Annotated in this window: 19 protein-coding genes and 1 riboswitch; of the genes, 6 read left to right on the forward strand and 13 right to left on the reverse strand. The window is 72.0% G+C overall.

Annotated elements, in window-relative coordinates:
* Window positions 1-19 precede the first annotated feature (19 nt).
* Window positions 20-661, forward strand: coding sequence for an HD domain-containing protein (locus BMY89_RS26260; RefSeq protein ID WP_092382758.1), 642 nt, complete (start codon window positions 20-22; stop codon window positions 659-661).
* A 74-nt stretch (window positions 662-735) separates the two neighbouring features.
* On the opposite strand, the gene BMY89_RS26265 is transcribed toward BMY89_RS26260, so the two are convergent.
* The gene (locus BMY89_RS26265; protein WP_092382855.1) at window positions 736-1,065 is read right to left on the reverse strand and encodes a DUF4031 domain-containing protein; all 330 of its coding nucleotides are present in this window, start codon (window positions 1,063-1,065) and stop codon (window positions 736-738) included.
* A gap of 68 nt (window positions 1,066-1,133) precedes the next feature.
* On the opposite strand from BMY89_RS26265, the gene BMY89_RS26270 reads away from it, so the two are divergent.
* Entirely contained in the window at window positions 1,134-2,534 is a 1,401-nt protein-coding gene (locus BMY89_RS26270) for an FAD-binding oxidoreductase (RefSeq protein ID WP_092382759.1), read from the forward strand.
* 83 nt (window positions 2,535-2,617) lie between these two features.
* On the opposite strand, the gene BMY89_RS26275 is transcribed toward BMY89_RS26270, so the two are convergent.
* Entirely contained in the window at window positions 2,618-3,148 is a 531-nt protein-coding gene (locus tag BMY89_RS26275) for a hypothetical protein (protein WP_092382760.1), read from the reverse strand.
* 83 nt (window positions 3,149-3,231) lie between these two features.
* Complete coding sequence (locus BMY89_RS26280) at window positions 3,232-5,055, reverse strand: glycerol-3-phosphate dehydrogenase/oxidase (protein WP_092382761.1); 1,824 nt, start codon at window positions 5,053-5,055, stop codon at window positions 3,232-3,234.
* A gap of 135 nt (window positions 5,056-5,190) precedes the next feature.
* Here BMY89_RS26280 and BMY89_RS26285 point away from each other — a divergent pair, with 135 nt between their 5' ends.
* Window positions 5,191-7,656: a S8 family serine peptidase gene (locus tag BMY89_RS26285; RefSeq protein ID WP_092382762.1), complete on the forward strand. Its 2,466-nt coding sequence runs from the start codon at window positions 5,191-5,193 to the stop codon at window positions 7,654-7,656.
* A gap of 62 nt (window positions 7,657-7,718) precedes the next feature.
* Window positions 7,719-8,654: a GNAT family N-acetyltransferase gene (locus BMY89_RS26290; RefSeq protein WP_092382763.1), complete on the forward strand. Its 936-nt coding sequence runs from the start codon at window positions 7,719-7,721 to the stop codon at window positions 8,652-8,654.
* A gap of 128 nt (window positions 8,655-8,782) precedes the next feature.
* On the opposite strand, the gene groL is transcribed toward BMY89_RS26290, so the two are convergent.
* From groL to BMY89_RS26305, 3 genes are all read right to left on the reverse strand, one after another.
* Window positions 8,783-10,405 (reverse strand): chaperonin GroEL, encoded by a 1,623-nt coding sequence (gene groL, locus BMY89_RS26295; RefSeq protein WP_092382764.1) that lies wholly within the window; start codon window positions 10,403-10,405, stop codon window positions 8,783-8,785.
* A gap of 275 nt (window positions 10,406-10,680) precedes the next feature.
* Entirely contained in the window at window positions 10,681-11,709 is a 1,029-nt protein-coding gene (locus BMY89_RS26300; protein WP_092382765.1) for a hypothetical protein, read from the reverse strand.
* Between the two features lie 127 nt (window positions 11,710-11,836).
* Window positions 11,837-12,040, reverse strand: coding sequence for a cold-shock protein (locus BMY89_RS26305; RefSeq protein ID WP_092382766.1), 204 nt, complete (start codon window positions 12,038-12,040; stop codon window positions 11,837-11,839).
* A 213-nt stretch (window positions 12,041-12,253) separates the two neighbouring features.
* On the opposite strand from BMY89_RS26305, the gene BMY89_RS26310 reads away from it, so the two are divergent.
* Window positions 12,254-12,796 (forward strand): GNAT family N-acetyltransferase, encoded by a 543-nt coding sequence (locus BMY89_RS26310; protein ID WP_092382767.1) that lies wholly within the window; start codon window positions 12,254-12,256, stop codon window positions 12,794-12,796.
* A 71-nt stretch (window positions 12,797-12,867) separates the two neighbouring features.
* On the opposite strand, the gene paaN is transcribed toward BMY89_RS26310, so the two are convergent.
* The 5 genes from paaN to BMY89_RS26335 form a co-directional block, all read right to left on the reverse strand.
* Window positions 12,868-14,541 (reverse strand): phenylacetic acid degradation protein PaaN, encoded by a 1,674-nt coding sequence (gene paaN / locus BMY89_RS26315; protein ID WP_175510428.1) that lies wholly within the window; start codon window positions 14,539-14,541, stop codon window positions 12,868-12,870.
* A 52-nt stretch (window positions 14,542-14,593) separates the two neighbouring features.
* Window positions 14,594-15,613 (reverse strand): GNAT family N-acetyltransferase, encoded by a 1,020-nt coding sequence (locus BMY89_RS26320; RefSeq protein ID WP_092382769.1) that lies wholly within the window; start codon window positions 15,611-15,613, stop codon window positions 14,594-14,596.
* A 52-nt stretch (window positions 15,614-15,665) separates the two neighbouring features.
* Window positions 15,666-16,685 carry a GNAT family N-acetyltransferase gene (locus BMY89_RS26325; protein ID WP_092382770.1) on the reverse strand — a complete coding sequence of 340 codons (1,020 nt, stop codon included), beginning with the start codon at window positions 16,683-16,685 and terminating at the stop codon, window positions 15,666-15,668.
* A 248-nt stretch (window positions 16,686-16,933) separates the two neighbouring features.
* Window positions 16,934-18,220 (reverse strand): threonine synthase, encoded by a 1,287-nt coding sequence (thrC, locus tag BMY89_RS26330; protein ID WP_092382771.1) that lies wholly within the window; start codon window positions 18,218-18,220, stop codon window positions 16,934-16,936.
* 10 nt (window positions 18,221-18,230) lie between these two features.
* Window positions 18,231-18,366, reverse strand: a riboswitch (SAM riboswitch).
* Between the two features lie 115 nt (window positions 18,367-18,481).
* Window positions 18,482-18,931: a DoxX family protein gene (locus BMY89_RS26335; protein ID WP_092382772.1), complete on the reverse strand. Its 450-nt coding sequence runs from the start codon at window positions 18,929-18,931 to the stop codon at window positions 18,482-18,484.
* Between the two features lie 290 nt (window positions 18,932-19,221).
* Between BMY89_RS26335 and BMY89_RS26340 the strand changes: the two genes are divergently transcribed.
* Window positions 19,222-19,914 (forward strand): DUF4232 domain-containing protein, encoded by a 693-nt coding sequence (locus BMY89_RS26340; protein WP_092382773.1) that lies wholly within the window; start codon window positions 19,222-19,224, stop codon window positions 19,912-19,914.
* A gap of 138 nt (window positions 19,915-20,052) precedes the next feature.
* Here the strand turns inward: BMY89_RS26340 and BMY89_RS26345 are convergent, their stop codons facing one another.
* Complete coding sequence (locus BMY89_RS26345) at window positions 20,053-20,952, reverse strand: ABC transporter permease (protein ID WP_092382774.1); 900 nt, start codon at window positions 20,950-20,952, stop codon at window positions 20,053-20,055.
* On the reverse strand, window positions 20,952-23,819 hold the full coding sequence (locus tag BMY89_RS26350; protein WP_092382775.1) for an alpha/beta fold hydrolase: 2,868 nt from the start codon (window positions 23,817-23,819) through the stop codon (window positions 20,952-20,954). Before BMY89_RS26350 ends, BMY89_RS26345 begins: the two co-directional genes overlap by 1 nt.
* Between the last annotated feature and the right edge of the window lie 180 nt (window positions 23,820-23,999).

A 23,999-nucleotide genomic window follows, 5' to 3' on the forward strand; every position in this document is an offset into this window, starting at 1 on the left:
ATGAGGCAGACTCAGTCCGGTGAGAGGGCTGATCGAACGGTGGCGAACGGCCGCCCTGGCGGCCGGGGCGACCAGGCCGACGGCGGTGGACACCGCCGGCCACGAACTCGTCGAGCGATGGCGGGAACCGCACCGGTACTACCACACGATCGGGCACCTGACCGCCGTGCTCGACGTCATCGACCGGTACGCCTCGGCGGCCCCACTTCCCGACCTGGTCCGACTCGCCGCCTGGTGCCACGACGCGGTGTACGACCCCCGGGCACCGGGTGACCGCAACGAACGCGACAGTGCGACGCTCGCCCGCACTCTGCTCACCCGGGCCGGGCTGCCCACGCCGGCGGTGGCCGAGGTGAGCCGGCTGGTCCTGCTCACCGCCGGTCACCTGGTGGACCCGGCGGACGCCGACGGCGCACTGCTCTGTGACGCCGATCTGGCTGTGCTGGCCACGCCGCCGCCGGAGTACGACCGGTACGCCGCCGCGATCCGCCGGGAGTACGCCCACGTACCCGAGCCGGACTACCGGGTCGGCCGGGCCAAGGTGCTCTCCGGACTGCTCGCCCTACCCACCCTGTACCGGCTCCCCGCTCCAACCACCGCCTGGACGGCCCCAGCCCGCACCAACCTCACCCGCGAACTCACCTCCCTAACCCGGCAGTAGCCCCCCACCCCCCCCACCCCCCACGCCCGCCCCGCCGCGCCGATCATGCAGTTGTGGCAGTCGTTCTGGGCGATTCACACCTCTTGTGAGGTGCCACAACTGCATGATCGACGAGGTGTGGGGCGGGGGTGGGGGTGGGGGTGGGGGGTTAGGTGTTTGGGGCGGCGCAGGCCCGAGTCGCGGAGCAGGCGGACCAGGTCGCGGCTGGGAAGCACGCGGGCACCGAGCCAGACCGCCATCTCGAAGCGCTCTGCGGGGATGTCGTAGTGGTCGCGGTCGAAGCCCCGTCGGGGCGCGCCCAGCGCCTCGGCGAAGGCGTGCAGTTCGGCGAGCGACACGTCACTGATCAGGTGCGACCAGAGCCGCCCCCGCGCCGGCCAGGCCGGCCGGTCCAGGTAGATCACGGCAGCCACCGTACCGGGCGGCGTCCCCAGGTTGATGATCACCGGCCGCCGGTCGTAGCCTCGGCCGCATGGCCACCTCCCCACTCCTCGACGACCTGCGTGCCGCCCTCGGGCCGGAGGCGGTCCTCACCGACCCGGATCTGCTCCGTGGGCACGAGCGGGACGAGGCCGACCTGTGCGCCGCCGGAACGCCACAGGTGGTGACCCGACCGCGCAGCACCGAGGAGGTGGTCGCGGTGATCCGGGCGGCCGGCCGGCACGGCGTACCGGTGGTGCCGCAAGGTGCCCGCACCGGCCTGGCGGGTGCGGCGAACGCCGTCGACGGTGCCGTGGTCATCAGCACCACGGCGATGGACGCGATCCTGGAGATCGATCCGGTGAGCCGCATCGCGGTGGTCCAGCCGGGGGTGGTCAACGCGGCACTCACCGCCGCGGTGGGCCGACAGGGCCTGTGGTACCCGCCGGACCCGGGCTCCTGGGAGTCGTCCACCATCGGCGGCAACGTCGCCACCAACGCGGGCGGCATGTGCTGCGTCAAGTACGGCGTCACCACCGAGTACGTGCTCGGCCTGGAGGCGGTGCTCGCCTCCGGCGAGGTGCTGCGCACCGGGCGGCGTACGGCCAAGGGGGTGGCCGGGTACGACCTGACCCGGCTCTTCGTCGGCTCCGAGGGCACCCTCGGAGTGATCACCGAGGTGACCGTGGCGCTGCGCCCGGCCCCGGCGGAGTCGCTGACCCTGGTGGCCGTCTTCGGTTCCACCGCCGAGGCCGGTGAGGCGGTCGCCCGGATCGCCGCCCAGGGCCTCTCCCCCAGCCTGCTCGAACTGCTCGACCGTACCCACCTGCTGGCGATCGAGGCGTACCGGCCGATGGGGCTGCGCACCGACGCCGAGGCGCTGCTGCTGGCCGCCGCGGACACCGGCGCACGGGCGGCGGCGGACCTGGCCGAGTTGGCCGCCGTCTGCGAGGCGGCCGGCGCCGAGGAGGTGTACGCGGCCACCGACGCGGTGGAGGCCGCCGCCCTGTTGCAGGCCCGACGGCTGGCCCACCCGGCCATGGAGAAGTACGCCGCCGACGCGTACCCGGGTGGCAACGGCGGCCTGATCATCGACGACCTGGCGGTGCCCCGGGGTGCGCTCGCCGCACTGCTCGACGGGGTCGCCCGGATCGCGACCGAGTGCGGGGTGCCGATCGGCGTCGTCGGTCACGCCGGTGACGGCAACATGCACCCCAACATCGTGGTTGACCGGGCCGACCCGGCCAGCCTGGAACGCGGCCGGCGAGCGTTCGACGAGATCATGCGGCTCGGTCTGGACCTCGGTGGCACCTGCACCGGCGAGCACGGCGTCGGAGTGCTGAAGCGAGACTGGCTGGCCCGGGAGATCGGCCCGGTAGGGGTACGCGTGCACCAGGCGATCAAGGCCGCGCTGGACCCGACCGGCCTGCTCAACCCCGGCAAGGTGCTCTGAGCCGCCCGGCGCCCGCCGGAGCGAGCTTCCCCGCCGCCCGGCGGCCCGACCTGGGCCGCCGCTCGCTGGCCCGACAGTCGACCTCAGCCGCTGACCAGCTCGGCGGGGGTGTTCTGGGTCAGGAGCAGCAGGATCTCCTCGGCCACCGGCGGTCGCTCCTCCCCGGGACAGTCCTGGGAAGTAATCAGACCGGTCGAGGTCAGCAGGCTGGAGGTGAGTGCGCCGATGCAGGTCACCCGGTAGCCGCGCACCTCGTCGGTCTCCTTGACCAGTGCCGGTTCGGCGAGCAGCGACTGCAGGCGGTCGCGCTGCTCATCGGTCAGCGCGCCGGTCGACGTGACCCCGTCGCCCGCGCAGTCGACGCACTCCCAACGGCCGTCCGGTTCCACGTTCAGGGTTCGCAGTGGGCCGTCCGTGCCGAGGTTCTGCAGCAGGCTGACCCGCCCCTTGCCGGCGGTCGCCGCACCGCCGGCACCGGGCGGAGCGTCGGCCGGTGGGCTCGCCGGCTGCTCCGGCTCGGCCTGACCACCGAACGGCGCGCAGCCACTGAGGACGACCGCAAGTAGGGCGGTGACGGACAGGGAGGCCAGCCGTGACTGGGAAAGCGCAATCACTTGCGGAACTTACCCCACCGTAGGTAGCGAGCGTAACCGTCCGGAAGGATATCCATGGGCAGCGATATCCAGAATGGATACCCTCAGCGGGCCAGACCGGCCGCTCCGTCGTCCGCGCCCCGGTCCGCGGCATAGCCCCGCACGTCCGGCGCACCCAGCCGCGCCGCGTCGGCGGTCGCGTCGTCCGGCATCAGCTGGGACTGCCGTTCGGCCTCGACCCGGGCCCGGTAGTGCGCCACCTCCCGAGCCCGCCGGGCAGCGTCCCAGCCCAGCACCGTACCCATCAACTCGGCCGTGTGTTCGGCCGAATCCAGGCCCCGGTGGGTCGTCTCGATCGAGATCCGGGTACGCCGGGTCAGCACGTCCTCCAGGTGCAGCGCACCCTCGGCCCGGGCGGCATAGGTCACCTCGGCCGCGAGGTACTCCGGCGCGCCGGCCAGCGGGGAGGCCAACAGCGGGTCCGCGTCGATCAGGGCGAGCAGGTCGAGCGTCAGGCTGCCGTAGCGCTCCAGCAGGTGCTCCACCACGCCCACCGGCACCCCGTGCCGGCGAGCCAGGTCAGCCCGGTCCCGCCACATGGCCGCGTACCCGTCCGCGCCGAGCAACGGCAGGTCGGCGGTGCGCGACGGCCGCTCACCGCCGAGCCGGCGCACCGCCCGGTCGACCACGTCAGCGGCCATCACCCGGTACGTCGTGTACTTCCCGCCGGCGACCAGCAGCAGTCCCAGCATCGGCTCGATGACGGCGTGTTCCCGGGAGAGCTTGGAGGTGGAGTCCGCCTCACCCGCCAGCAGCGGGCGCAGCCCGGCGTAGACGCCCTCGATGTCGGCGGTGGTCAGCGGCCGGTCCAGCACGGTGTTGACCTGCCGGAGGAGGTAGTCGATGTCGCTGGCGGAGGCCGCCGGGTGCGAACGGTCCAACCGCCAGTCCGTGTCCGTGGTGCCGATGATCCAGTGCCCGCCCCACGGGATGACGAACAGGACACTGCTGGCCGTACGCAGGATCAGCCCGGTCTCGCCGGTGATCGCCGAGCGGGGCACCACCAGGTGCACCCCCTTGGAGGCCCGGACCCGGATGCCGGGCCGCAGCCCGACGTCGTTGAGCATCCGGGACATGTCGTCGGTCCACACTCCGGTGGCGGCGATCACCGTGCGGGCGCGTACCTCGAACTCCGCGTCCGGGGAACCGGCCGGCGCCTCCAGGTCGCGGAGCCGGACCCCGGTGACCTCCCGCGCCTGCCGGATCAGCCCGACCGCCCGGGTGCTGCTCACCACCGTCGCCCCCAGGCTGGCGGCGGTGCGGGCCAGGGTGACCACCAGGCGGGCGTCGTCGACCTGCCCGTCGTGGTAACGGATCGCACCGGCCAGCCCGTCCGCACGCAGGCTGGGGAAGACCCGGCGGGCGCCCTCGCGGCTCAGGTGCCGGTGCAGCGGCATCCCCCGGCCGCCGCCGAATAGGCCGGCGATGGCGTCGTACCCGGCCACCCCGGCACCGTAGTAGGCGCGGCGGAACAGTCGGGCGGGCAGATCGCGCAGGCCCTGACCGGCGGGGAGCGGCACCAGGAACGGCACCGGGCGCACGAGGTGCGGCGCCAGTCGGGTGGCCAGCAGGCCCCGCTCGGTGAGTGCCTCGTGCACCAGGCCGAACTCCAGTTGCTCCAGGTAGCGCAGGCCGCCGTGGATCAGTTTGCTGGACCGGCTGGAGGTGCCGGCGGCGAAGTCGCGCGCCTCCACCAGGGCAACCTTCAGGCCCCGGGACGCGGCGTCGACGGCCGCTCCGGCACCGGTCACGCCACCACCGATGATCAGCACATCGAACCGCTCGGCCCGCAGCCGACGCAGGTCGGCGGCGCGGCGGGAGGGCGAGAGTTGCCCGGCGACCGAGCGGGAGACGTGGGGATCGCGCACCCGTCCACGTTAACCGCACCGGCCAACCCATGACATGCCACGCCCATCACAGCTGGTGCCCGGCGGGCTCTGGTCCGCGCCGGGTCGTGATGAGTGAACGCCTCCGGCCGACCACCGACCTCGTAGGGTGTGCGGATGCGGGCGGACCACTCCACATCCGGCAGTGCCGGCAGCCCTTGGGCGATCGTCGCGGCGGTGCTGGTCGGCTGCTGGGCAGTCGCGGTCGCGGTCGGGTCACAGACCGGCGGTTGGGCGGTCGACCAGGTGCTCCTGATCGGCGGCCTGGGCCGGCTGGTACCGCTCTGGCCGGTGATCTGCCTGCTCACCGTGCTGCTGGTCGGCACCGCGACCCTGCCGCTGGCCCTGATTCCCCGCTCGGCGACGGTCCGGGTCGCCGCCCGACGGTGGCTGGCCGGTGCGCTCGCGCTCGGCGCGCTCGGGCTGCTGCGCACGATCCCTGCGGTGCACCACGAGGCGTACCTCGCCGCGCTGGCCGCCACGGCCATGCTGCTCGCGGTGGTGACAGACCGGCTGCCGCGCCGCGCTCTCGATCCCGGCCGGCCCGTCGCAGGCCAGGAGGAACACGCGGAGGCTCCGCAGGAGCGCCGCGGCGTCCCGGACGAACGCGCCGCACGGCCCCGCGTACGTCCGTCGGTGGCCACCCTGCTCGGCGTGGCCGCGGGGCTTGCCCTGCTGCTGCCCTGGGTCTGGTTGGGCGCGCTCGGCGGGCTGCTGGAGACCGTCCTCGCCGGACTGGCCGCGGCGGCCGTCGGCGCGCTGGCCACGGCTCTGCTGGACGCCCGGTTCTGGGGCCGCTTCGAGGCCGGTGAACCGCCCCGGCCGGCCCGACTGGTGCTGGTGGGCGGCCTCGTCGCCGGGGTGGCGCTGCTGCTGGTGGGTGCCGGGGTCGGCCATTCCGGTGCCCAGTTGCCGCTGCTGTTTGCGCTACCGCCGGCCGGCTTCACGCTGGCCGCGCTGCATTCGCTGAGTCGCCGCACCGGTGGGACCATTGGCCGTGCGCCGACCGCCTCGCTGGTCGGGCTCGGGGTGTTCGGTCCGCTGGCCTTCACCGACCCTGAGGAGATCAGTCTGCTGCTGGTCGGCGCGCGGGACGTGCCGTTCTGGGTGGCGGTAGCCACCGGCGCCGGGCTCGCCGTCGGGGTCGTGCTGGCGGTCGCGTACGGCCTGCTGCTGGCCCGGCCGTCGGCCCGCCCGCCCCGCCGGACGGTCGCCGCGGCGACCGCGGTGGTGGTGCTGATCACGGTCGGGCTGGTCGGTGGCACCGTCGGCCAGCCGGGTCTGCACGGGGAGCGGCTCTTCGTGGTGCTGCGGGAACAGGCCGATCTGACCGGCCTGACCGGCGGGCCGGGCAAGGCCGGTCGAGACGCCCGCGCCACCGAGGTCTACCGGCGGCTGGTCGACACCGCCGAGCGCACCCAGGCCGACCTGCGGCGCGAACTACGCCGGCTGCGGCTGGAGCACACCGCCTACTACCTGGTCAACGCGGTCGAGGTGGATGGCGGACCGGCGGTGCGGGCCTGGTTGACCGGCCGGCCCGAGGTGGCCCGGGTGCTGGTCAGCCAGCGGCTGCGCCCATTGCCGGCACCCGCCGACGACGCCGGTGGCAGCGCTGTCGCCCCGACCGGTCCGCCGTGGAACATCGCGATGATCGGTGCTGACCGGGTCTGGTCCTCTCTCGGGGTCACCGGCGCCGGCGTGACGGTGGGCAGCTCCGACTCCGGCGTCGACGGGCGGCATCCGACCCTGGCCGAGGGCTTCCGGGGTGGCGACGATTCGTGGTTCGACCCCTGGAACGGCACCCGTACGCCGACGGACCGTAGCGGGCACGGCACCCACACCGCGGGCAGCGCGGTCGGGCGGGACGGCATCGGCGTGGCGCCCGGGGCGCAGTGGGTGGGCTGCGTCAACCTCGACCGTAATCTCGGCAACCCGGCGCACTACCTCGACTGCCTCCAGTTCATGCTGGCCCCCTTCCCGCCCGGAGGGGACCCGTTCACCCAGGGGCGGCCGGCCCGGGCACCGGAGATCCTGACCAACTCGTGGGGCTGCCCGCCGATCGAAGGGTGCGATCCACGGACGCTGCGGCCGGCCACGGAAGCGCTGGAGGCGGCCGGGATCCTCGTCGTCGCCGCGGCCGGCAACACCGGGCCGTTCTGCGGCTCGGTGCAGGACCCACCCGCGCCGTACCCGGACGTGCTGACCGTCGGCGCGGTGGACGACCAGCGCCGGGTCACCGCCTTCTCCTCCCGTGGCCCGGCCGCTGCCGGGGTGGCCAAGCCGGATCTGACGGCACCGGGGGCGGACATCCTCTCCGCGATGCCCGGCGGCGGGTACGCCGTACTCGACGGCACGTCCATGGCGACTCCGCAGGTGGCGGGTGTGGTGGCGTTGATGTGGTCGGCCGACCCGGGCCTCGTCGGTGACCTGGATCGGACCCGGCGGATCCTGCGCGAGACGGCCACCGCGGTCGAGGCCGACCCACGCTCCCGCGACCGGGCCGACGACTGTGGCGGCGTCGCGAACGTCGCCGGTGCTGGCCTGGTCGACGCGTACGCCGCTGTCTCAGCCGTCCGCCGCTGACCTTCGGCCGGACGGGCACCGGCACTGACATCGGCATCGGATGTGATCTAGGGTCGGCAGCCATGGATGCCGCGTTCGACATCGTCGAGTTGACCATCGAGCAGACGCCCGAGGTGGTGGCGCTCTGCCAGCGGGCGCTCGATCTACCCGAGGATGCGGCCGAGGCCGGGTCGCTGGTGGCGACGCTCTGGTCCCGGGCCGCCGCCGCGCGGCCGGTACGGGTCTTCGGCGCGTACCGGGAGGGGACGCTGGTCGGCGTGCTGATCAGCTCGATCTCCGCCGATGACGGCCGGGTCGGGCACGTGGATCTGCTGGCCGTGCAGCCCGGGCAGCGACGTCGGGGGGTCGGGCGGGCCCTGCTCGGGCGAGCCGAGCGGGCGCTCGCCGATCTCGGCGCGGCCGAGGTGCTGCTCGCCGGCAACCCGCCGCACTACGCCTGGCCGGGCATTGACGTGCGCTACACCCCGGCGATCTGCCTCGGGCTCGCTCTCGGGTACCGGCAGGACCGGACCGCCTGGAACATGACCGCCGACCTGTCGTACGACGGGTCGCCGGCGCTGCGGTCGACGGAGGCCGCCGAGTCCCGGCTGGCGGGGCAGGGAGTGACCGTACGCCGGGCGGAGTCGGCCGACCTGCCGGCGCTCGCCGCATTCGCCCGCAGCACGTTCGGCGGCTCGTGGGACGCCGAGTTGGCCGGCTCGCTCGACCGTCCGGAGGCCGGCTGCCACCTGGCCGAGCGCGACGGTGAGCTGCTCGGTTTCGCCGCCTACGGGTCGTCCCGGCCGAGTTGGTTCGGGCCGATGGGCACCGCGCCGGCCGCCGAGGGCTCCGGCATCGGCGGCGTGCTGCTGCGGCGCTGCCTACGTGACCAGCGGACCGCCGGCCTCGAGTCCGCCCAGATCGGTTGGGTCGGGCCGGTCCCGTTCTACTCAGGCAGCGCGGGCGCCCGGATCGAACGGGTCTTCTTCCTGTATCGCAGGACGCTCGACACCGCGTGAACGACAGGGGGCGGTCATCATCGACGCCCCTGCCGCGCGGAGCCGACGAAGCAGGCGCCCGCTGCCGAGATAGCGAAAGTGGGCGGACCGCTGACGCGGTCCGCCCACTTTCGGCGTTGGAGCTGGACTCAGAAGTCCATGTCCCCGCCACCCGGGCCAGCCGGGGCGGCCGGGGTCTTCTCCGGCTTGTCCGCCACGACGGCCTCGGTGGTGAGGAACAGCGCGGCGATCGACGCGGCGTTCTGCAGCGCCGAACGAGTCACCTTGGCCGGGTCGATGATGCCCGCGGCCAGCAGGTCGACGTACTCGCCGGACGCGGCGTTCAGGCCGTGACCCGAGTCGAGGTTGCGAACGCGCTCGACCACGACGCCGCCCTCAAGGCCGGCGTTGACGGCGATCTGCCGCAGCGGGGCGTCGAGCGCGATCTTGACGATCTGCGCACCGGTCGCCTCGTCACCGGTCAGGTCCAGCTTGTCGAAGGCGGTCTTGCCGGCCTGGACCAGCGCGACACCACCACCCGGGACGATGCCCTCTTCGACGGCGGCCTTGGCGTTGCGGACCGCGTCCTCGATGCGGTGCTTGCGCTCCTTGAGCTCGACCTCGGTGGCCGCGCCGACCTTGATCACCGCAACGCCGCCGGCCAGCTTGGCCAGCCGCTCCTGCAGCTTCTCCCGGTCGTAGTCGGAGTCGCTCTTGTCGATCTCGGCCCGGATCTGGTTGACCCGGCCCTGGATCTGCTCGGCGTCGCCGGCACCGTCGACGATGGTGGTCTCGTCCTTGGTCACCACGACCTTGCGGGCACGGCCCAGCATGTCGAGACCGGCGGCGTCCAGCTTGAGGCCGACCTCCTCGCTGATGACCTGGCCACCGGTGAGGATGGCGATGTCGGTCAGCATGGCCTTGCGGCGGTCACCGAAGCCCGGCGCCTTGACGGCGACCGACTTGAAGGTGCCCCGGACCTTGTTGACGACCAGGGTGGCCAGGGCCTCGCCCTCGAGGTCCTCGGCGATGATCAGCAGCGGCTTGCCGCCCTGCATGACCTTCTCCAGGATCGGGAGCAGGTCCTTGACCGACGAGATCTTGCTGTTCGCGATCAGGATGTACGGGTCGTCGAAGACGGCCTCCATACGCTCCGGGTCGGTCATGAAGTAGGCCGAGATGTAGCCCTTGTCGAAGCGCATGCCCTCGGTGAGCTCAAGCTCCAGACCGAAGGTGTTGCTCTCCTCGACGGTGATGACGCCTTCCTTGCCGACCTTGTCCATCGCCTCGGCGATGATCTCGCCGACGGTGTTGTCACCGGCGGAGATGGAGGCGGTGGAGGCGATCTGCTCCTTGGTCTCAACGTCCTTGGCGAGCTTCAGCAGCTCCTCCGAGACGCTGGCCACGGCGGCCTCGATGCCCCGCTTCAGGGCCATCGGGTTGGCACCGGCGGCCACGTTGCGCAGGCCCTCGCGAACGAGAGCCTGAGCCAGGACGGTCGCCGTCGTCGTGCCGTCACCGGCCACGTCGTCGGTCTTCTTGGCGACCTCCTTGACCAGCTCGGCGCCGATCTTCTCGTACGGGTCCTCGAGCTCGATCTCCTTGGCGATGCTCACACCATCGTTGGTGATGGTGGGGGCACCCCACTTCTTCTCGAGCACGACGTTGCGGCCCTTGGGGCCGAGCGTCACCTTTACGGCGTCGGCGAGCTGGTTCATGCCCCGCTCGAGGCCGCGGCGCGCCTCTTCGTCGAACGCGATCATCTTGGCCATACGGCGTTGTCCTCCTGGACACTCACGGGCCACCCGAGTGTGTGCCCCGGATGGGCCGTCTGGTGTACGCACCTTGGGACGTCGCCACCTGGCGACGGCGACGTCTCCTCGGCCGGGCCGGATAGCCCGCGACGACTGACCGCGTGCCCCACCCGTGGTTATGTCACGAGTGCGACCGCAGCCCCACCGTCCCGACCAACTGGCACTCACGCCATGCGAGTGCCAATGACTTGTTTAGCACTCTCCCCTGCCGAGTGCAAGCACGATCGCCCGGGTCAGCCGAGTTCGGCGGCTAGTTGCCCGGCGTTCACCGGGCCCTCGTGGGCGCGCTGCTCGGCGTACGTGACGACGAGTCCGACCAGTTGGGCGAGGTGCGCGGGCAACGCCAACAGCGCAGCCACCGAGATCGTCAGGACGACACCCACCGCCGTACCGGCCGAGGTCAGCGGGGTGCTGCCGAAGGGCATGATCGCCACCGACTCGATCACGCCCGCGACCAGCGAGACACCGATCGCCGCCGCGGCCACCAGCGCCACCCGGCCGAGCAGCAGCCCCAGCCGAGCGCGGAGCATCCGGTGCGAGCGACCGATCGGGTCCTGCCGCTCGAACAGGTAGACCGGGCCGGCCATGGCGAGCGCGAACCCCGCGTAGATGCCGGGCAGGAAGCAGAGACAGAACCCGATCGCGACGATCAACGTGAAGATCAGCATCCAGCCCCAGAGGCCGAGCGCCCGGCGCAGGCCGTAGCGCAGGGCGGCGCCGAAGCTGGCCGGCTCGCCGACCGCCTGCCGGGCGATCACCCAGGTACCGGCCGCCCAGCCGAGGCACTGCACCAGACCGAAGATCAGGCTTCCGCCCACCACGACGAGCAGCAGTACGGACAGGTCCGTCCAGAAGGTTGCGGGCAGCGTGGAGTCGCTGGCGATCTCGGCGTCCCAGCGGGCCGACGGGTCCACGGCCAGCGTCAGCACCGACAGCATCGCCAGCGGCAGCACCTGGGTGAGGACGAGAATCGGCAGCAGCAGTCGCCAGCTCCGGCTGGCCGCGCCCACGCAGCGCGCGAACCAGCCACCGAGCCCCGTTCCGGGCGGCGTGACCAGCGGGTCGGCCGGATTCAGCCCGTACCCGGCCGGCTGATACCAGCCGTACGGCGGCTGGCCGGGATACAGCACCTGACCGGGGTACGGCGCCTGACCGGGGTACGGCGCCTGACCGGGGTACGGCGCCTGACCCGGATGCGGCGCCGGATGCGGTGGCTGGTCGGGATGCGGTGGCTGGTCGGGATATGGCGGCTGGTCGGACATGAACTCTCCTCAGCGAGGGCTGGGCCAGTTCACGATCTTCCCTTGCGCGACAAGCGCACCGCAGCCCCCTCCGGCCACGATCACGTCACCCTGGCCGACGACCGGACGGCGGGGTGGGTGGACGCGCTCAGGCGAGGAGACGTACCTGCTCGGCCTGCGGACCCTTCTGACCCTGGGCGATCTCGAACTCCACCCGCTGACCGTCGTCCAGCGCCTTGTAGCCGTCCATCTCGATCGCGGAGAAGTGGACGAAGACGTCCTGCCCGCCGTCGACGGCAATGAAGCCGTAGCCCTTTTCGGCGTTGAACCACTTCACGGTGCCCTGTGCCACGGTGTTGTCCTCACTCTGCGCGGCGTTCCACTACCTCGGGTCGAGGGCGCGCCGACGACCCGAAAACCACCGGTTTCGCCAGATCGGCGACGACCACTGAAACGGGTGACCGAAATCGCACGGTACACGAGGAGTGACGGCCGCGCACGACCACAAATCGGGCACATTGCGACTGCTTCGCATCGTCGCACGTCATTGTGATAGGGATGCGGCATGACGAGCGTCATCGACGGCACCGACGTGCGGCGGGCCGACATCCGCCGGGTCGGGCTGGCGGATGCCGCCCGGATGCGCGCGCTGCGCCTGGAGATGCTCGCCGACGCGCCGCTGGCCTTCCTGGAGACGATCGCCGAGGCGGCAGCCCGCCCACACGCCGAGTACGCCGCGCGGATCGCCCAGGTCTCGACCGGCACCGAAAACGCGCAGTTCGTGGCGGACCCGGGCGGCCGGCTGGTCGGGCACGCCGGCGGGATCACCCACCCGGCGGAGCCGGCGGTAACGGTGCTCTACGCGGTCTACATCACCCCGCCCTGGCGGGGCACCGGCCTGCTCGCGGAGTTGGTGGATGCGGTCAGCGCCTGGTCGCGGGCCTGCGGGCGGCACGAGCTGATGCTGGAGGTGGTGGTGGGCAACGACCGCGCCTACCGGGCCTACCAGCGGTTGGGATTCGTCGACACCGGTGTCCGCGTGCCGCACCCGCACATCCCCGCCCTCCGCGAGCTCCAGATGCGCCGCCCCGCCTCCGCGCCGATCTAGGGATTTTGGTCGTCGCCGGAGATCGACTGACGACATTTGTCCCTAGATCGGCGCGGCAGAGCGGATACCACTTACCCGTGCCGGCGGGTCTGCACGATGCGGAACCGGTTGGCGACGAAGGCGCCGTCGGTCAGTGCCGCGTTCGCCGCCGCGTTGGCCCCGCTGCCGTGGAAGTCGGAGAAGGCCGCCGACTGGTTCACGAAGACGCCGCCGGTGAGGTTGCCCGACAGGTGCACACCGACCTCGATCGCGGCGTTCTCGGTGGCGTCCAGCACGGCGGAGTCGGTGGAGTAGACCGCGGCCGTCAACGCGCCCTTCTCCCCCACCGTCGAGCGGAGGATCTCCAGGCTGTGCGCGGTGGAGTCGGTGGCGATGGCGAAGGAGATCGGCCCGAACCACTCCTGCGAGTAGGTCGCGGTGTCGCTGGCGTCCAGCTTGACGACGGTCGGCGTACGCACGACCGCACCCGGGAAGGACGGGTGCTCGACGGTACGGGACTCCAGCACCGGGTCGCCGACCTTGGTGACCTCGGCCAGGCGCTCCAGCACGCCGTCGTTGACGATCGCGCCGGTCAGCTCGACGCCCCGGGCCGGGTCGGCGGTGAGCTTGTCGACTGCGGCGGCGATCCCGGCGGCCACCTCGTCGAAGCTCTTGCGCCCCTGGTCGGTGTCGATCCCGTCGCGGGGGATGAGGATGTTCTGCGAGGTGGTGCACATCTGGCCGCTGTAGAGCGTCAGCGTGAAGCCCAGGTTGCGGCACATGCCGGTGAAGTCGTCGGTGGAGTCGATCACCACCGTGTTGAGCCCGGCCTTCTCGGTGTAGACGGTCGCCTGCCGGGCGTTGGCCTCCAGCCAGTCGCCGTACTCGGTGGAGCCGGTGAAGTCGACGATCCGCACGGCCGGGTGCAGGGCGAGGGTCGAGGCCAGCTTCTCGCCGGGGGCCTCGGGGGCGAGCAGCACCAGGTTCGGGTCGAAGCCGGCCTCGGTGAGCACCTCGCGGGCGTAACGCACCGTGACGGCCAGCGGCAGCACGGCGCGCGGGTGCGGCTTTACCACCACCGGGTTGCCGGTGACGAGTGAGGCGAACAGGCCCGGGTACGAGTTCCAGGTCGGGAAGGTGTTACACCCGATGACCAGGGCGACGCCCCGGGGCACCACGTGGAAGGTCTTGGTCATCCGCAGTGGGTCGCCCTTGCCGGCGGGCTTCTCCCAGCCGGCGGTGCCCGGGTGCCGGGTCATCTCCGCGTACGCGTAGGCGAGCGCCTCCAGGGCCCGGTCGAGCGCGTGCGCTCCGCCGGCCTGGAAGGCCATCACGAACGCCTGGCCGCTGGTGAACTGCACCGCGTTGGCCAGCTCGAAGATGTTCTTGTGCAGCCGGTCGAGGATCTCCAGGCAGACACCGACCCGGGTCTGCGGGCCGGCGTCGCGCCAGGCGGGCAGCGCGGCGGACGCCGCGGCGACGAGCTGGTCGGCGGTGGCGTGCGGATAGCTCACATTCAGCTCGACGCCGAACGGGCTGGTCTCGGTGGTGACCCGGTCGCCGTCACCCGGCTGGTCGAGCGGGAAGTTCCCACCCAGGTACGCCTCGAAGGCGACCTTACCGTCGGCGGCGGCCGTCTCGCCGTACACCCGGGGGCTGGGTGATTCCGGGTAGGCGGACCAGTACCCCCGCTCCGTGATCGCGGTCAGCGCACGGTTCAGGGTCTCGGCGTGCCTGTCGTGAAGGGGGTGCGGGGTGTCCGTCATGCCCGCCATCATGCAACACAAAGCCCTCAGATCAGTAGGGGCGTGTCACAACTCAGATCGCCAGCTGCCAGTCCGTCCAGGCGTCGACCGGCCGGAAGCCGAGCTGCTCGTTGATAATGATCATGTGATCGTTGACCGCCGCGTTCCAGGTATCGATCGCGGTCAGCTCTGGTTCGTGCGCCAGGGCGAACCGCAGATTCTCGATCTTGACGAGCAGACCGAGGCGGTGACCTCGGTGCGGCGGGTCGACGATGGTGATCTCCTGCCAGGCGTGCCAGGGCGTTGACGGCCCCCTGTCGATCATCGTCCAGGCGACCAGCCGGCCGGTCTCCTCGTAGACCGCGCCCACGTGGTAACGCCGCCGGCCGCGCAACTCCTGGAACCGCTCGATCTCCCGGATCCGCGCCGCGTCCACGTTCTCCGCCTCGATAGCGAGGTCACCGGTCGGCGCGTCGGTGAGCAGTCGCCCCTCCAACCGGGCCACGTCGGCGACGTACTCCTCGGGGACCGGCCCCCGCCACCGCACCGTCCGGTAGCCGCCGGCCCGGGAGCGGGCGGCGTCGTGCAGCTCCGCCAGGGCCACGTGGTCGAGCCGGGTGGTGTCCAGCCGGCGACGCACCTCGGCCAGCGCGGCCTGCCCTCCGGCCGCCGCCGCGAAGGCCGCGCCGGGCGCCTCCCGCGCCGGCCCGCCGGGCAGCGCGCCGACTGTCTCCGCGATCAGCCGGATCCGGCCGTGGCCGGCAGCCACCTTCCGGGCGTACGCCAGCAGCGCCTGGCCCACCCCGTGCCGCCGATGGGCCGGGTCGACGATCAGCTCCACGGTGGCGTTGCCGGTGTTCTCCAGCTGCGGCAACCGCATCCGCAGGTACCCGGCCGCCGCGCCGTCCCGGCGGGCCAGCGCGTGGTGGATCACGTTGCCGAACGGCGGATGGGCGGCGACCAGGCCGAACTCGGCACGGTCGCCCACCGGCACGTCGGGCAGGTCGACGGCCTGCGCCGCCGAGACGATCCGGTACGCCGCGTCGAGCGCGGCCTCGTCGGCGGGTTCGTAGGGCGTGACGGCGATGGCCATGGGCGCGAGGATGCCCGCCGAACGGCGGCCGCCGCCATCGGTTTCTCACCCGTCACAGGTTGAGCTGCCAGTTGCTCCACCGGTCGATCGCCCGGAAACCGAGCTGCTCGTTGATCGTGATCATGTGATCGTTGCTGGCGGCGTTGAAGGTGTCGATCACCCGCACGGCGGGCTCGTGGCCGAGCAGGTGCCGCAGGTTTTCGATCTTGGAAAGCAGGCCGAGGCGGTGTCCCCGGTGCTCCGGGTCCACGATGGTGATCTGCTGGAACGCGTGCCAGCCCGCGGAGGCTCCGACGTCCAACAGCGTCCAGGCGACCAGCCGGCCGGACGCCTGGTGGCGTACGCCGACGTGGTAGAGCCGCCGGCCACGAGCCTCGAGCGCCAGGTCGGTGGCGCGCAGCCGCTCCGCGTCGACCTGCTCCGGCTCCCAGGCCAGGTCCCCCATCGGCGCGTCCGCCAGCAGCCGGCCGTCGAGGTACGCCACGTCGGCGGCGAACTCGTCCGGCGTGCGCCCACGCCAGAACAGCACCTCGTACCCGGCCGCCCGGGACCGGGCCCCGGCCAGCAGCGAGTCCAGTTTCACCTGGTCGAGGTCGGCGGTGTGCAGTCGCCGCCGCACGTCGGGCAGGGCGTCGACCGCGCCGACGGTGGCCGCGAACGCGATGGCCGGCGACGGGCGGTCAGGCTCGCCGGGCAGGTGCACCACGCTCATCGTGCTCAACACCTTCCGCCCCTGCTCGCGCAACACGGCCAGGCCGTGCTCGTGCAGCGCCCGACCCACACCTCGACGGCGGTACGCCGGATGCACGATCAGGTCGGCGGAGGCGTTCTCGGTGTTCTCCAGTTGCGGCAGTTCGAGCACGAGATAGCCGGCCGGCTCGCCGTCGAGGTGGGCCAGCAGGTTGATCGGCGCGATGCCCGGCATCGGGTGACAGACCCTCCCGGTGAACCGCTGCCGGCAGAGGGGCGGAAAATCGGGCAGATCGGCCGCGACGGACGCCGAGCCGATCCGCCAGGCCTGCTCGATCGCGGTCTCGTCGGCGGGCCCGAACGGGATGATGGTGATGCTCATGCTGGCAGCCTGCGCGGGAGACAGACGAGCGGGCCAGCGATTTTCACGCTGACCCGCTCGGACGTTGGTCGGGAGGGACGATCGCACAACGCCTCCGGCGCTGGGTCGTTATGACTTAAAGTCTACGGCGAAACGCCCTCCCGCACGGAGCATCTTGCGCCGTCCGGTTCCTGCCGTCAAGTCCCCGGCGGCGTGTTTTCCGCACTCCCTGCGAATTGCCAGTTACCCGGCGGATCGGTGCGGCCCCGTCAGCCGAGGAGGCCGGCGTCGCGGGCGGCCCGCAGCGAAGGCTTGATCCGGTGGGTCGGCCCGACCTCACCGGCGACCGCGTCGAGCGTCTTGAGGCCCTCGCCGGTGTTGAACACCACCGTCTCGGCGGTCGGGTCCAGCCGACCGGACTCGACCAACTTGCGCAGCACCGCCACCGTGACTCCGCCGGCGGTCTCCGCGAAGACCCCGGTGGTACGCGCCAGCAGCCGCACTCCGGCGCGGATCTCGTCGTCGTCGGCGTACTCCATCCAGCCATCGGTGCGGCGCACCGCTTCGAGGGCGTACAGACCGGCGGCCGGGTCGCCGATGTTGAGGGACTTCGCGATCCCGGTCGGCTTCACCGGGGTGATGGTGTCGCTGCCGGCGTGCAGGGCGGTGGCGATCGGGTTGCAGCCGGCCGACTGCGCCCCGAAGACCTTCCAGCCGCCGGCCGGTGCCTCGACCAGCCCGATCTCGACCAGCTCGGTGAACGCCTTGTCAATCTTGGTGAGCAGCTCACCGGAGGCCATCGGAATCACCACCTGGGCGGGGATGCGCCAGCCGAGCTGCTCGGCGACCTCGTACCCGAGAGTCTTGGAGCCCTCCGCGTAGTACGGCCGGACGTTGACGTTGACGAACGCGGTGTCCTCGAACTCGTCGGTCTCCACCAACTCGCCGCAGAGCCGGTTCACGTCGTCGTAGGAGCCGTCGATCGCGACCAGTTCGCCGCCGTAGACGGCGGTGGTGACGACCTTGCCCTGCTCCAGGTCGCTGGGGATGAACACCACCGACGGCACACCCACCCGGGCCGCGTGCGCCGCGACCGAGTTGGCCAGGTTGCCGGTGGAGGCGCAGGCGAACCGGGAGAAGCCCAGTGCCCGGGCCGCGGTCAGCGCCACCGAGACCACCCGGTCCTTGAACGAGTGGGTGGGGTTGGCGCTGTCGTCCTTGACCCACAGCGGGCCGGTGATGCCCACCTCCTCGGCGAGGCGGTCGGCGGCCACCAGCGGGGTGAAGCCGGGATCGACGGTCACCCGGGTGGCCGGGTCCTGGCCGGCGGGCAGCAGGGCGGCGTAGCGCCAGAGGTTGCGCGGACCTGCCTCGATCTGCTCCCGCGTCACGCGGGCGAGCGCGGCCGGGTCGTAGTCGACCTCCAGCGGGCCGAAGCACTCGTAACAGGCGTGCTGCGCGACCAGCGGGTAACGGGCCGAACAGGCACGACAGACCAGGGCACGGGCGGGGCTGGCGGCGGTGTCGATGCCGGACGGGGCAAGCGTCGACGTCATGTCGAGGGTCCTCTCATCTTCCCCCACATCGCACCTTGCGGCGGGGACGGAATTGGCACCTGCCCCGCGGAACGCTCAACGTCGAGCGCGCAGGGTGGTTGCCGGGGCGTCATCGGGCCGTATCCCTCAGCCCCTCTGGATGAGGTATGCAGTTGTGCCGTCGAGTCTAGGCAACTTCGCCGCGCTCGTCTCCCGCCAATCCCAGCCTGTGAGCGAGCTCAGCGGCACCGGCGCGTGCCCCGACGCCGCTGAGCGCCGCCGTCAGGCCGGCACGGATCGCCGTTCGTCCGAAGCGAGGGTGACCTCCGCCACACTGCGCGGTCGCCGCAGCGCGTCCAACGCCCAGTTGCCCGGGCCGAGCACCGCGATCAACAGGAACGACCAGCAGAAGAGCACGGACAACTCGCCGTGGTTGCGCAGCGGCAGCAGCGCCTCGGGTTGGTGCACCACGAAGTACGCGTAGGCCATCGAGCCCGACGCGAGCAGGGCCGCCGGCCGGGTGAAGAGCCCGACGAGGACCAGAGCCCCGCAGAGCGCCTGGATCAGGGCGGCCCACCAGCCGGGCCACTGGCCGAGCGGAACGGGTTCGCCGCTGCCGCGGTTACCGCCGAAAACGCCGAACAGCGACGCCAGCCCGTGGGTGAGAAAGAGCAGGCCGATCACCATGCGGAACAGGGACAGGGCCGGCCCGCCGAACCGGTCAGCACGCATTCCGGTACCTCCTTGCAGATGGGTGGTGGCACCAGAATGCTGAGTCCATTAATTGATGTCGATAATTTCCCTCTTGGTGGGAACGCTCCCAACCCCCTTCTACCGGGACGAAACTTACCAATCCGCCCACCTCCGAAGTCAACTCCGGCACCCGACTTCGACTCCGGCACCCGACGTCCCCCGCCCGGTCCGGTCCCGTCTTCGAACCTTGACGGGTATCCGCCGAATCCCCGGGCGTGCTCGGCCCCGGGTGGTGCCACCCGGGGTGCGGGCGATGCGATGATGCCCGCATGGGGGCAATGATCGTTTACCGCAACGGGACGCTGGCCAGACGACCGCTCGCGGTCGGGCTCGCCGGGATCACGCTGCTCGGTGGGTGCGCTGCTCCGGTCGCCGCGCCCGGCGGCTCGGTTAGCGCGCCGCCGGCACCGGCCGAGCCGTCCAGCACCTCCGACGCCACCCCACCGGTGGTGGGTGACCCGCTGGCTACCTGCCCCGACTCCGGGGTCCGGATCAGCTACCTCGGCGTAAACGCGGCCATGGGGTTGCGTGCCATGGGTTTGGAGCTCGTCAACTGCGGCGACCGGCCATACCGGCTGCACGGGTACCCGGCGCCACAGCTCCGGGACGCCGAGGGTCAGCCGATCGCGGTCCACGTGATCAACGGGGCGGAGGGGATCACCTCGGGCTTCGACGACCCGCCCCGGCCGCTGGTCCTGGCACCTGGCGAGGCGGCGGGCACCGCCCTGCTCTGGCGCAACCTGGTCGACAACCCGACCGTCGTCGCGACCAACGCCGAGCGCCTTGAGGTCGCCCCACTGCCGGGTCGCCCCGTCCAGGAGGTCGCCATGGAGGGCGGCATCGACCTGGGCAACACCGACCGCCTCGGGGTCAGTGCCTGGACGAAGCGGACGCCGACGACGCCGGAACCGAGCAGGCCGATGCCGAACCCGCCGCCCAGCACCGCGGTCCCGCTGCTCTGACCGGGGACGCCACGCCCTGCGGGTGACAGCACAGACGGTCCAGTTCGACAGGTCCCGACCACACGTGATGGTGGGACCCGGCCGCGTCGGGTCAGGCCGAAGCCCTCGGTCCGGCGATCGACCGAGATGGCAACGTCCTCAGCTGGTGATGTCCTTGCGGGTGAAGCGCCAGAAGGCCAGGCCCCAGAATCCGGTGGCGTAGCAGATCGCCGAGATGGTGCCCCGGACGATGTCGTCGGTCTGCACCGGTGTGGAGAGCAGCCCCAGCCACGCGGTGCTGTAGTGGGTGGGCAGGAAGGACCGGATCGCACCGAGCGCGGTGATCTGGTCCAGGATGCTGGAGAGGATCCACAGCAGCACCGCGCCGCCCACCGCACCCAGGGCCGCGTCCGTGATCACCGAGAGCAGGAACGCCAGGCCGGCGACCACCAGCAGGACGATCGCCAGGTAGCCGAGCACGGCGAGCAGCCGCAGCAGCCCCTCGCCCGGCTCCAACTGGGCGGCGACCGTGCTGCGCAGCGGCGACCAGCCGTAGCGCAGGGTGCCGATGGCCAGGGCGGTGCCGGCCAGCAGCACCAGGGCCAGCGCCGAGTAGGTGAGCGCGACCAGCAGCTTCACCGCGAGCAGCCGGGCCCGGGGTACCGGTATCGCCAGCAGGTAACGCAGGCTTCCCCAGCTCGCCTCGCTCGCCACCGTGTCACCACAGAAGAGCGCCACCACGACGACCAACAGGAACGAGGCCGACACGAAGATGGTGAAGAGGGTGAAGTTCAGTCCGCCGGAGGTGGCGAACTCGATCAGGCTGCCGAACTCGCCCCCGCCGTTGTCGTCGTCATCCGATTCGAACTGGAACGCGATCAGGATGATCAATGGCAGCAACACCATGAAACCGAGCGCCAGCTGGGTACGCCGCCGCGACGCCTGCCGGCGGAATTCCGCGCCGAACGGCAGCGTCCGCGACGGCCGGTAGCCGGCCGCCGCCCCCGAGGGCGCCACGTCGGCCGCGCTGCGCGTCGGCTCGACAGTCGATCCCGCCATCACCGGTCTCCACTTCCCCGAGAGTTCTCGCCCACCAGGGCAAGGAAGGCGTCCTCCAGGCGGCGCCGGGGCACCACCCGGTCCACTCCGATCCCGGCCCGGACCAGCTCGGCCACCACCTCGCTGCGGGCGGTTCCGTTGGTGTCCACCACCAGGTGCCCGTCGGCGTCGTCGAGCACGCGTACGCCATCGAGAGCGTCGAGCACCCCCCGGGCCGCCGACGGGTCGCTCACCTCGAACAGCACGCTCGGCGAGTCGCCGACGATCTCCTCGACCGGCCCGGAAGCCACGATCCGGCCCTTGTTGACCACCACGGCGTGGGTACAGGTCTGCTCCACCTCGGCGAGCAGATGGCTGGAGACCAGCACCGCCCGGCCGTCGGTGGCGTACCGCTGGAGCACCCGACGCATCTCGGCGATCTGCGGCGGGTCCAGCCCGTCGGTCGGCTCGTCGAGCACCAGCAGCTCCGGCAGGCCGAGCATCGCCTGGGCGATGGCCAGCCGCTGCCGCATGCCGTGGCTGTACTTGCCCACCCGCCGGTGCACCGACGAGCCCAGCCCGGCGATCTCCAACGCCTGCTCGAAGTGGGCGTCAGCCTCCGGCCGGCCGGTCGCCCGCCAGTACGCCTGCAGGTTCTTCAGGCCGGACAGGTGCGGCAGGAAACCCGGGCCCTCGACCAGCGAGCCGATCCGCGACAGCACGGGTGAGCCCGGCACCAGCCGGTGCCCGAAGACGTAGATCTCGCCCGCGGTCGGCTGGGTCAGTCCCATCAGCACCCGCAGGGTGGTGGTCTTGCCGGCGCCGTTGGGCCCGAGCAGACCGACCACCTGACCGGGGTGCACCTCGAAGTCCACCTCGGAGACCGCGACGAAGCCGTCGGCGTACTCCTTGCGCAGGTGGCGCACGGCCAGCGGGGTGTCCGCGTACTCCGGATGCACGGAGGTGTCCTGGCGGCGGTGCCGCAGCCGCAGCACGGCCACGAGCACGACGAGCCCGACCACGATCGTGGCGAGCAGCCCGACCAGCACCCAGCGCCAGAGCACCGCCTCGGTCGGGATGAGGTCGCTGTCGACCGTCGGCAGGCTCAGCGGTGTGTCGCCGATCGCGACCGTGTGCACGTTCGGCGCGATCGGGGTGGTGTACGCCTGGTCGGAGGTGGCGAGGACCAACCGGAGCCGGTGACCGGCCTCGACCCGGTGCACGATCGCCGGCAGGGTGACGGTGACCGGCTGGGCGGCGTCGATGCTCGCCGGCAGACCGGTCAGCCGGATCGGGGCGATCAGACCGCTGGGGAGGGTGGCGCCACCCTCCTGGTCGACGTCGTAGAGCTTGGCGAAGAGGACCACCTCGCCGACGGCCGACGCGGCGCGGATCTGCACGGTCGGCGATCCGACGATGTCGACGGCCGTGCCCAACGGCTCGGACTCGAACCGGGCATGCTGCCCGGGGATGTCACCGGCCACCCCGCTGAGCAGCGAACTCAACGAGCCGGCGAACGGCACGGACGAGATCGCGGCCGGGTTGCCGGCGGGCGGGTTCGCCACCCGCTGCACCGGCCCGGCCAGCGTCACCTCGCGCCGGGAGTCCCCGCCGAGGCCCGGGTAGTCGGCCGTGCGGTAGCCGGTCGCGACCAGCCCTCGGTCCATGGCGTCGAAGCCGGCGATCCGGGAGAAGGTGAAGGTGTCACCTGGCGCGTCGCCGTCACCCGCGACGTAGTGGTCGAGCCACTGGGCGGTCAGGAACTTCACCCGGTCGGAGTCGGTCAGTGGCCCCGCGCCGCCATCGTGGCCGCCGTTGAACCAGGCGACCCGGACCGGGGTGCCGTTCGCGGCGATGCCGCGGGCGTTGGCGTCGGCCTCGCCGAGCGGGAAGAGGGTGTCCGCCGCACCCTGCACCAGCAGGGTGGGCGCCTCGATCCGGCCCAGCACCCCGGCCGGGCTGGACCGGCGTAACAGATCGACGGCGTCCTGGTCGGCCCGGCCGGTGGCGGCGATCCGCAGGTACGCGGCGCAGACGTCGGCGGCGAACCGACCGCAGGCGGGATCCGCACCTCCGCCGCCGGTCGGGGCGCCAGGTGCGGTCCCCGGCCCCTGTCCCGGTGCCGGGCTGGGCGGTCCGGGGGCGGGAGCGCCCTCGGGTGCCTCCTCGGTGTTGCCGGAGATGCCGGCCGGGCCGGAGCCGACGCTGCCGCCCCCGCCGAAGAAGATGCCGGCCCAGCCGGACTTGAACACGCCCTCGGTCGGCTCGCCGCCGCTGCTCTCCGGCAGGAAGGAACGGGACAGGTCGTTCCAGGTGATCATCGGAACGATCGCGTCCACCCGCTGGTCCTGGGCGGCGAGCAGCAACGCCAGGGCCCCGCCGTAGGAGCCGCCGACCACGCCCACCCGGGGATCGCCGGCGGCGTCGGTACGGATCTCCGGACGATCCGCCAGCCAGTCGAGCAGTCGCTGCGCGTCACGGACCTCGTGGTCGGGGCTGTCCAGGTGGATCTGGCCACCGCTGCGGCCGAAGCCCCGGGCGGTCCAGGTCAGCACGGCGTACCCCCGGTCGGCCAGGTCCTCCGCGTCGGTGCGGACCGAGTTCTTGGTGCCGCCGAAACCGTGGGCGAGCAGCACCGCCGGAACCTTCCGACCGGACGAGGCGTCACGCGGGAGGTACAGAGTGGTGTCCAGGTCGACCGGTTCGGCACCGTCCGGTCCGGACCGGACGGTGAGCATCGCGGACTCGGTGCGGAAGCCCGGTCGGTCCGGCCAGACGGCCCAGACCGTGGCCGCCGCCAGCAGGGCGACGGCCACCGAGGCGGCGATGGCCCGGCGGCCGGTGGGCAGGGCACGACGGATCCGTGCGGCCGGGAACGGCGATCTCATTCGGCACACGGTACGGCTCGGAACCTGGGTACTCGCTGAGATCCGCCGTACGTCCGTTCTGGCCGCCCGATCGTCATCCCGGAAAGGTCAACCGAACACCATCCAGTGGGCGAACCTTTGAGATGACTTCGCATCATGGAAATTCATGCGTTTCATCGGAATCCATACTCAAGGGCACCT

The organism is Micromonospora phaseoli (assembly GCF_900109115.1).
Lineage (GTDB): Bacteria > Actinomycetota > Actinomycetes > Mycobacteriales > Micromonosporaceae > Micromonospora > Micromonospora phaseoli.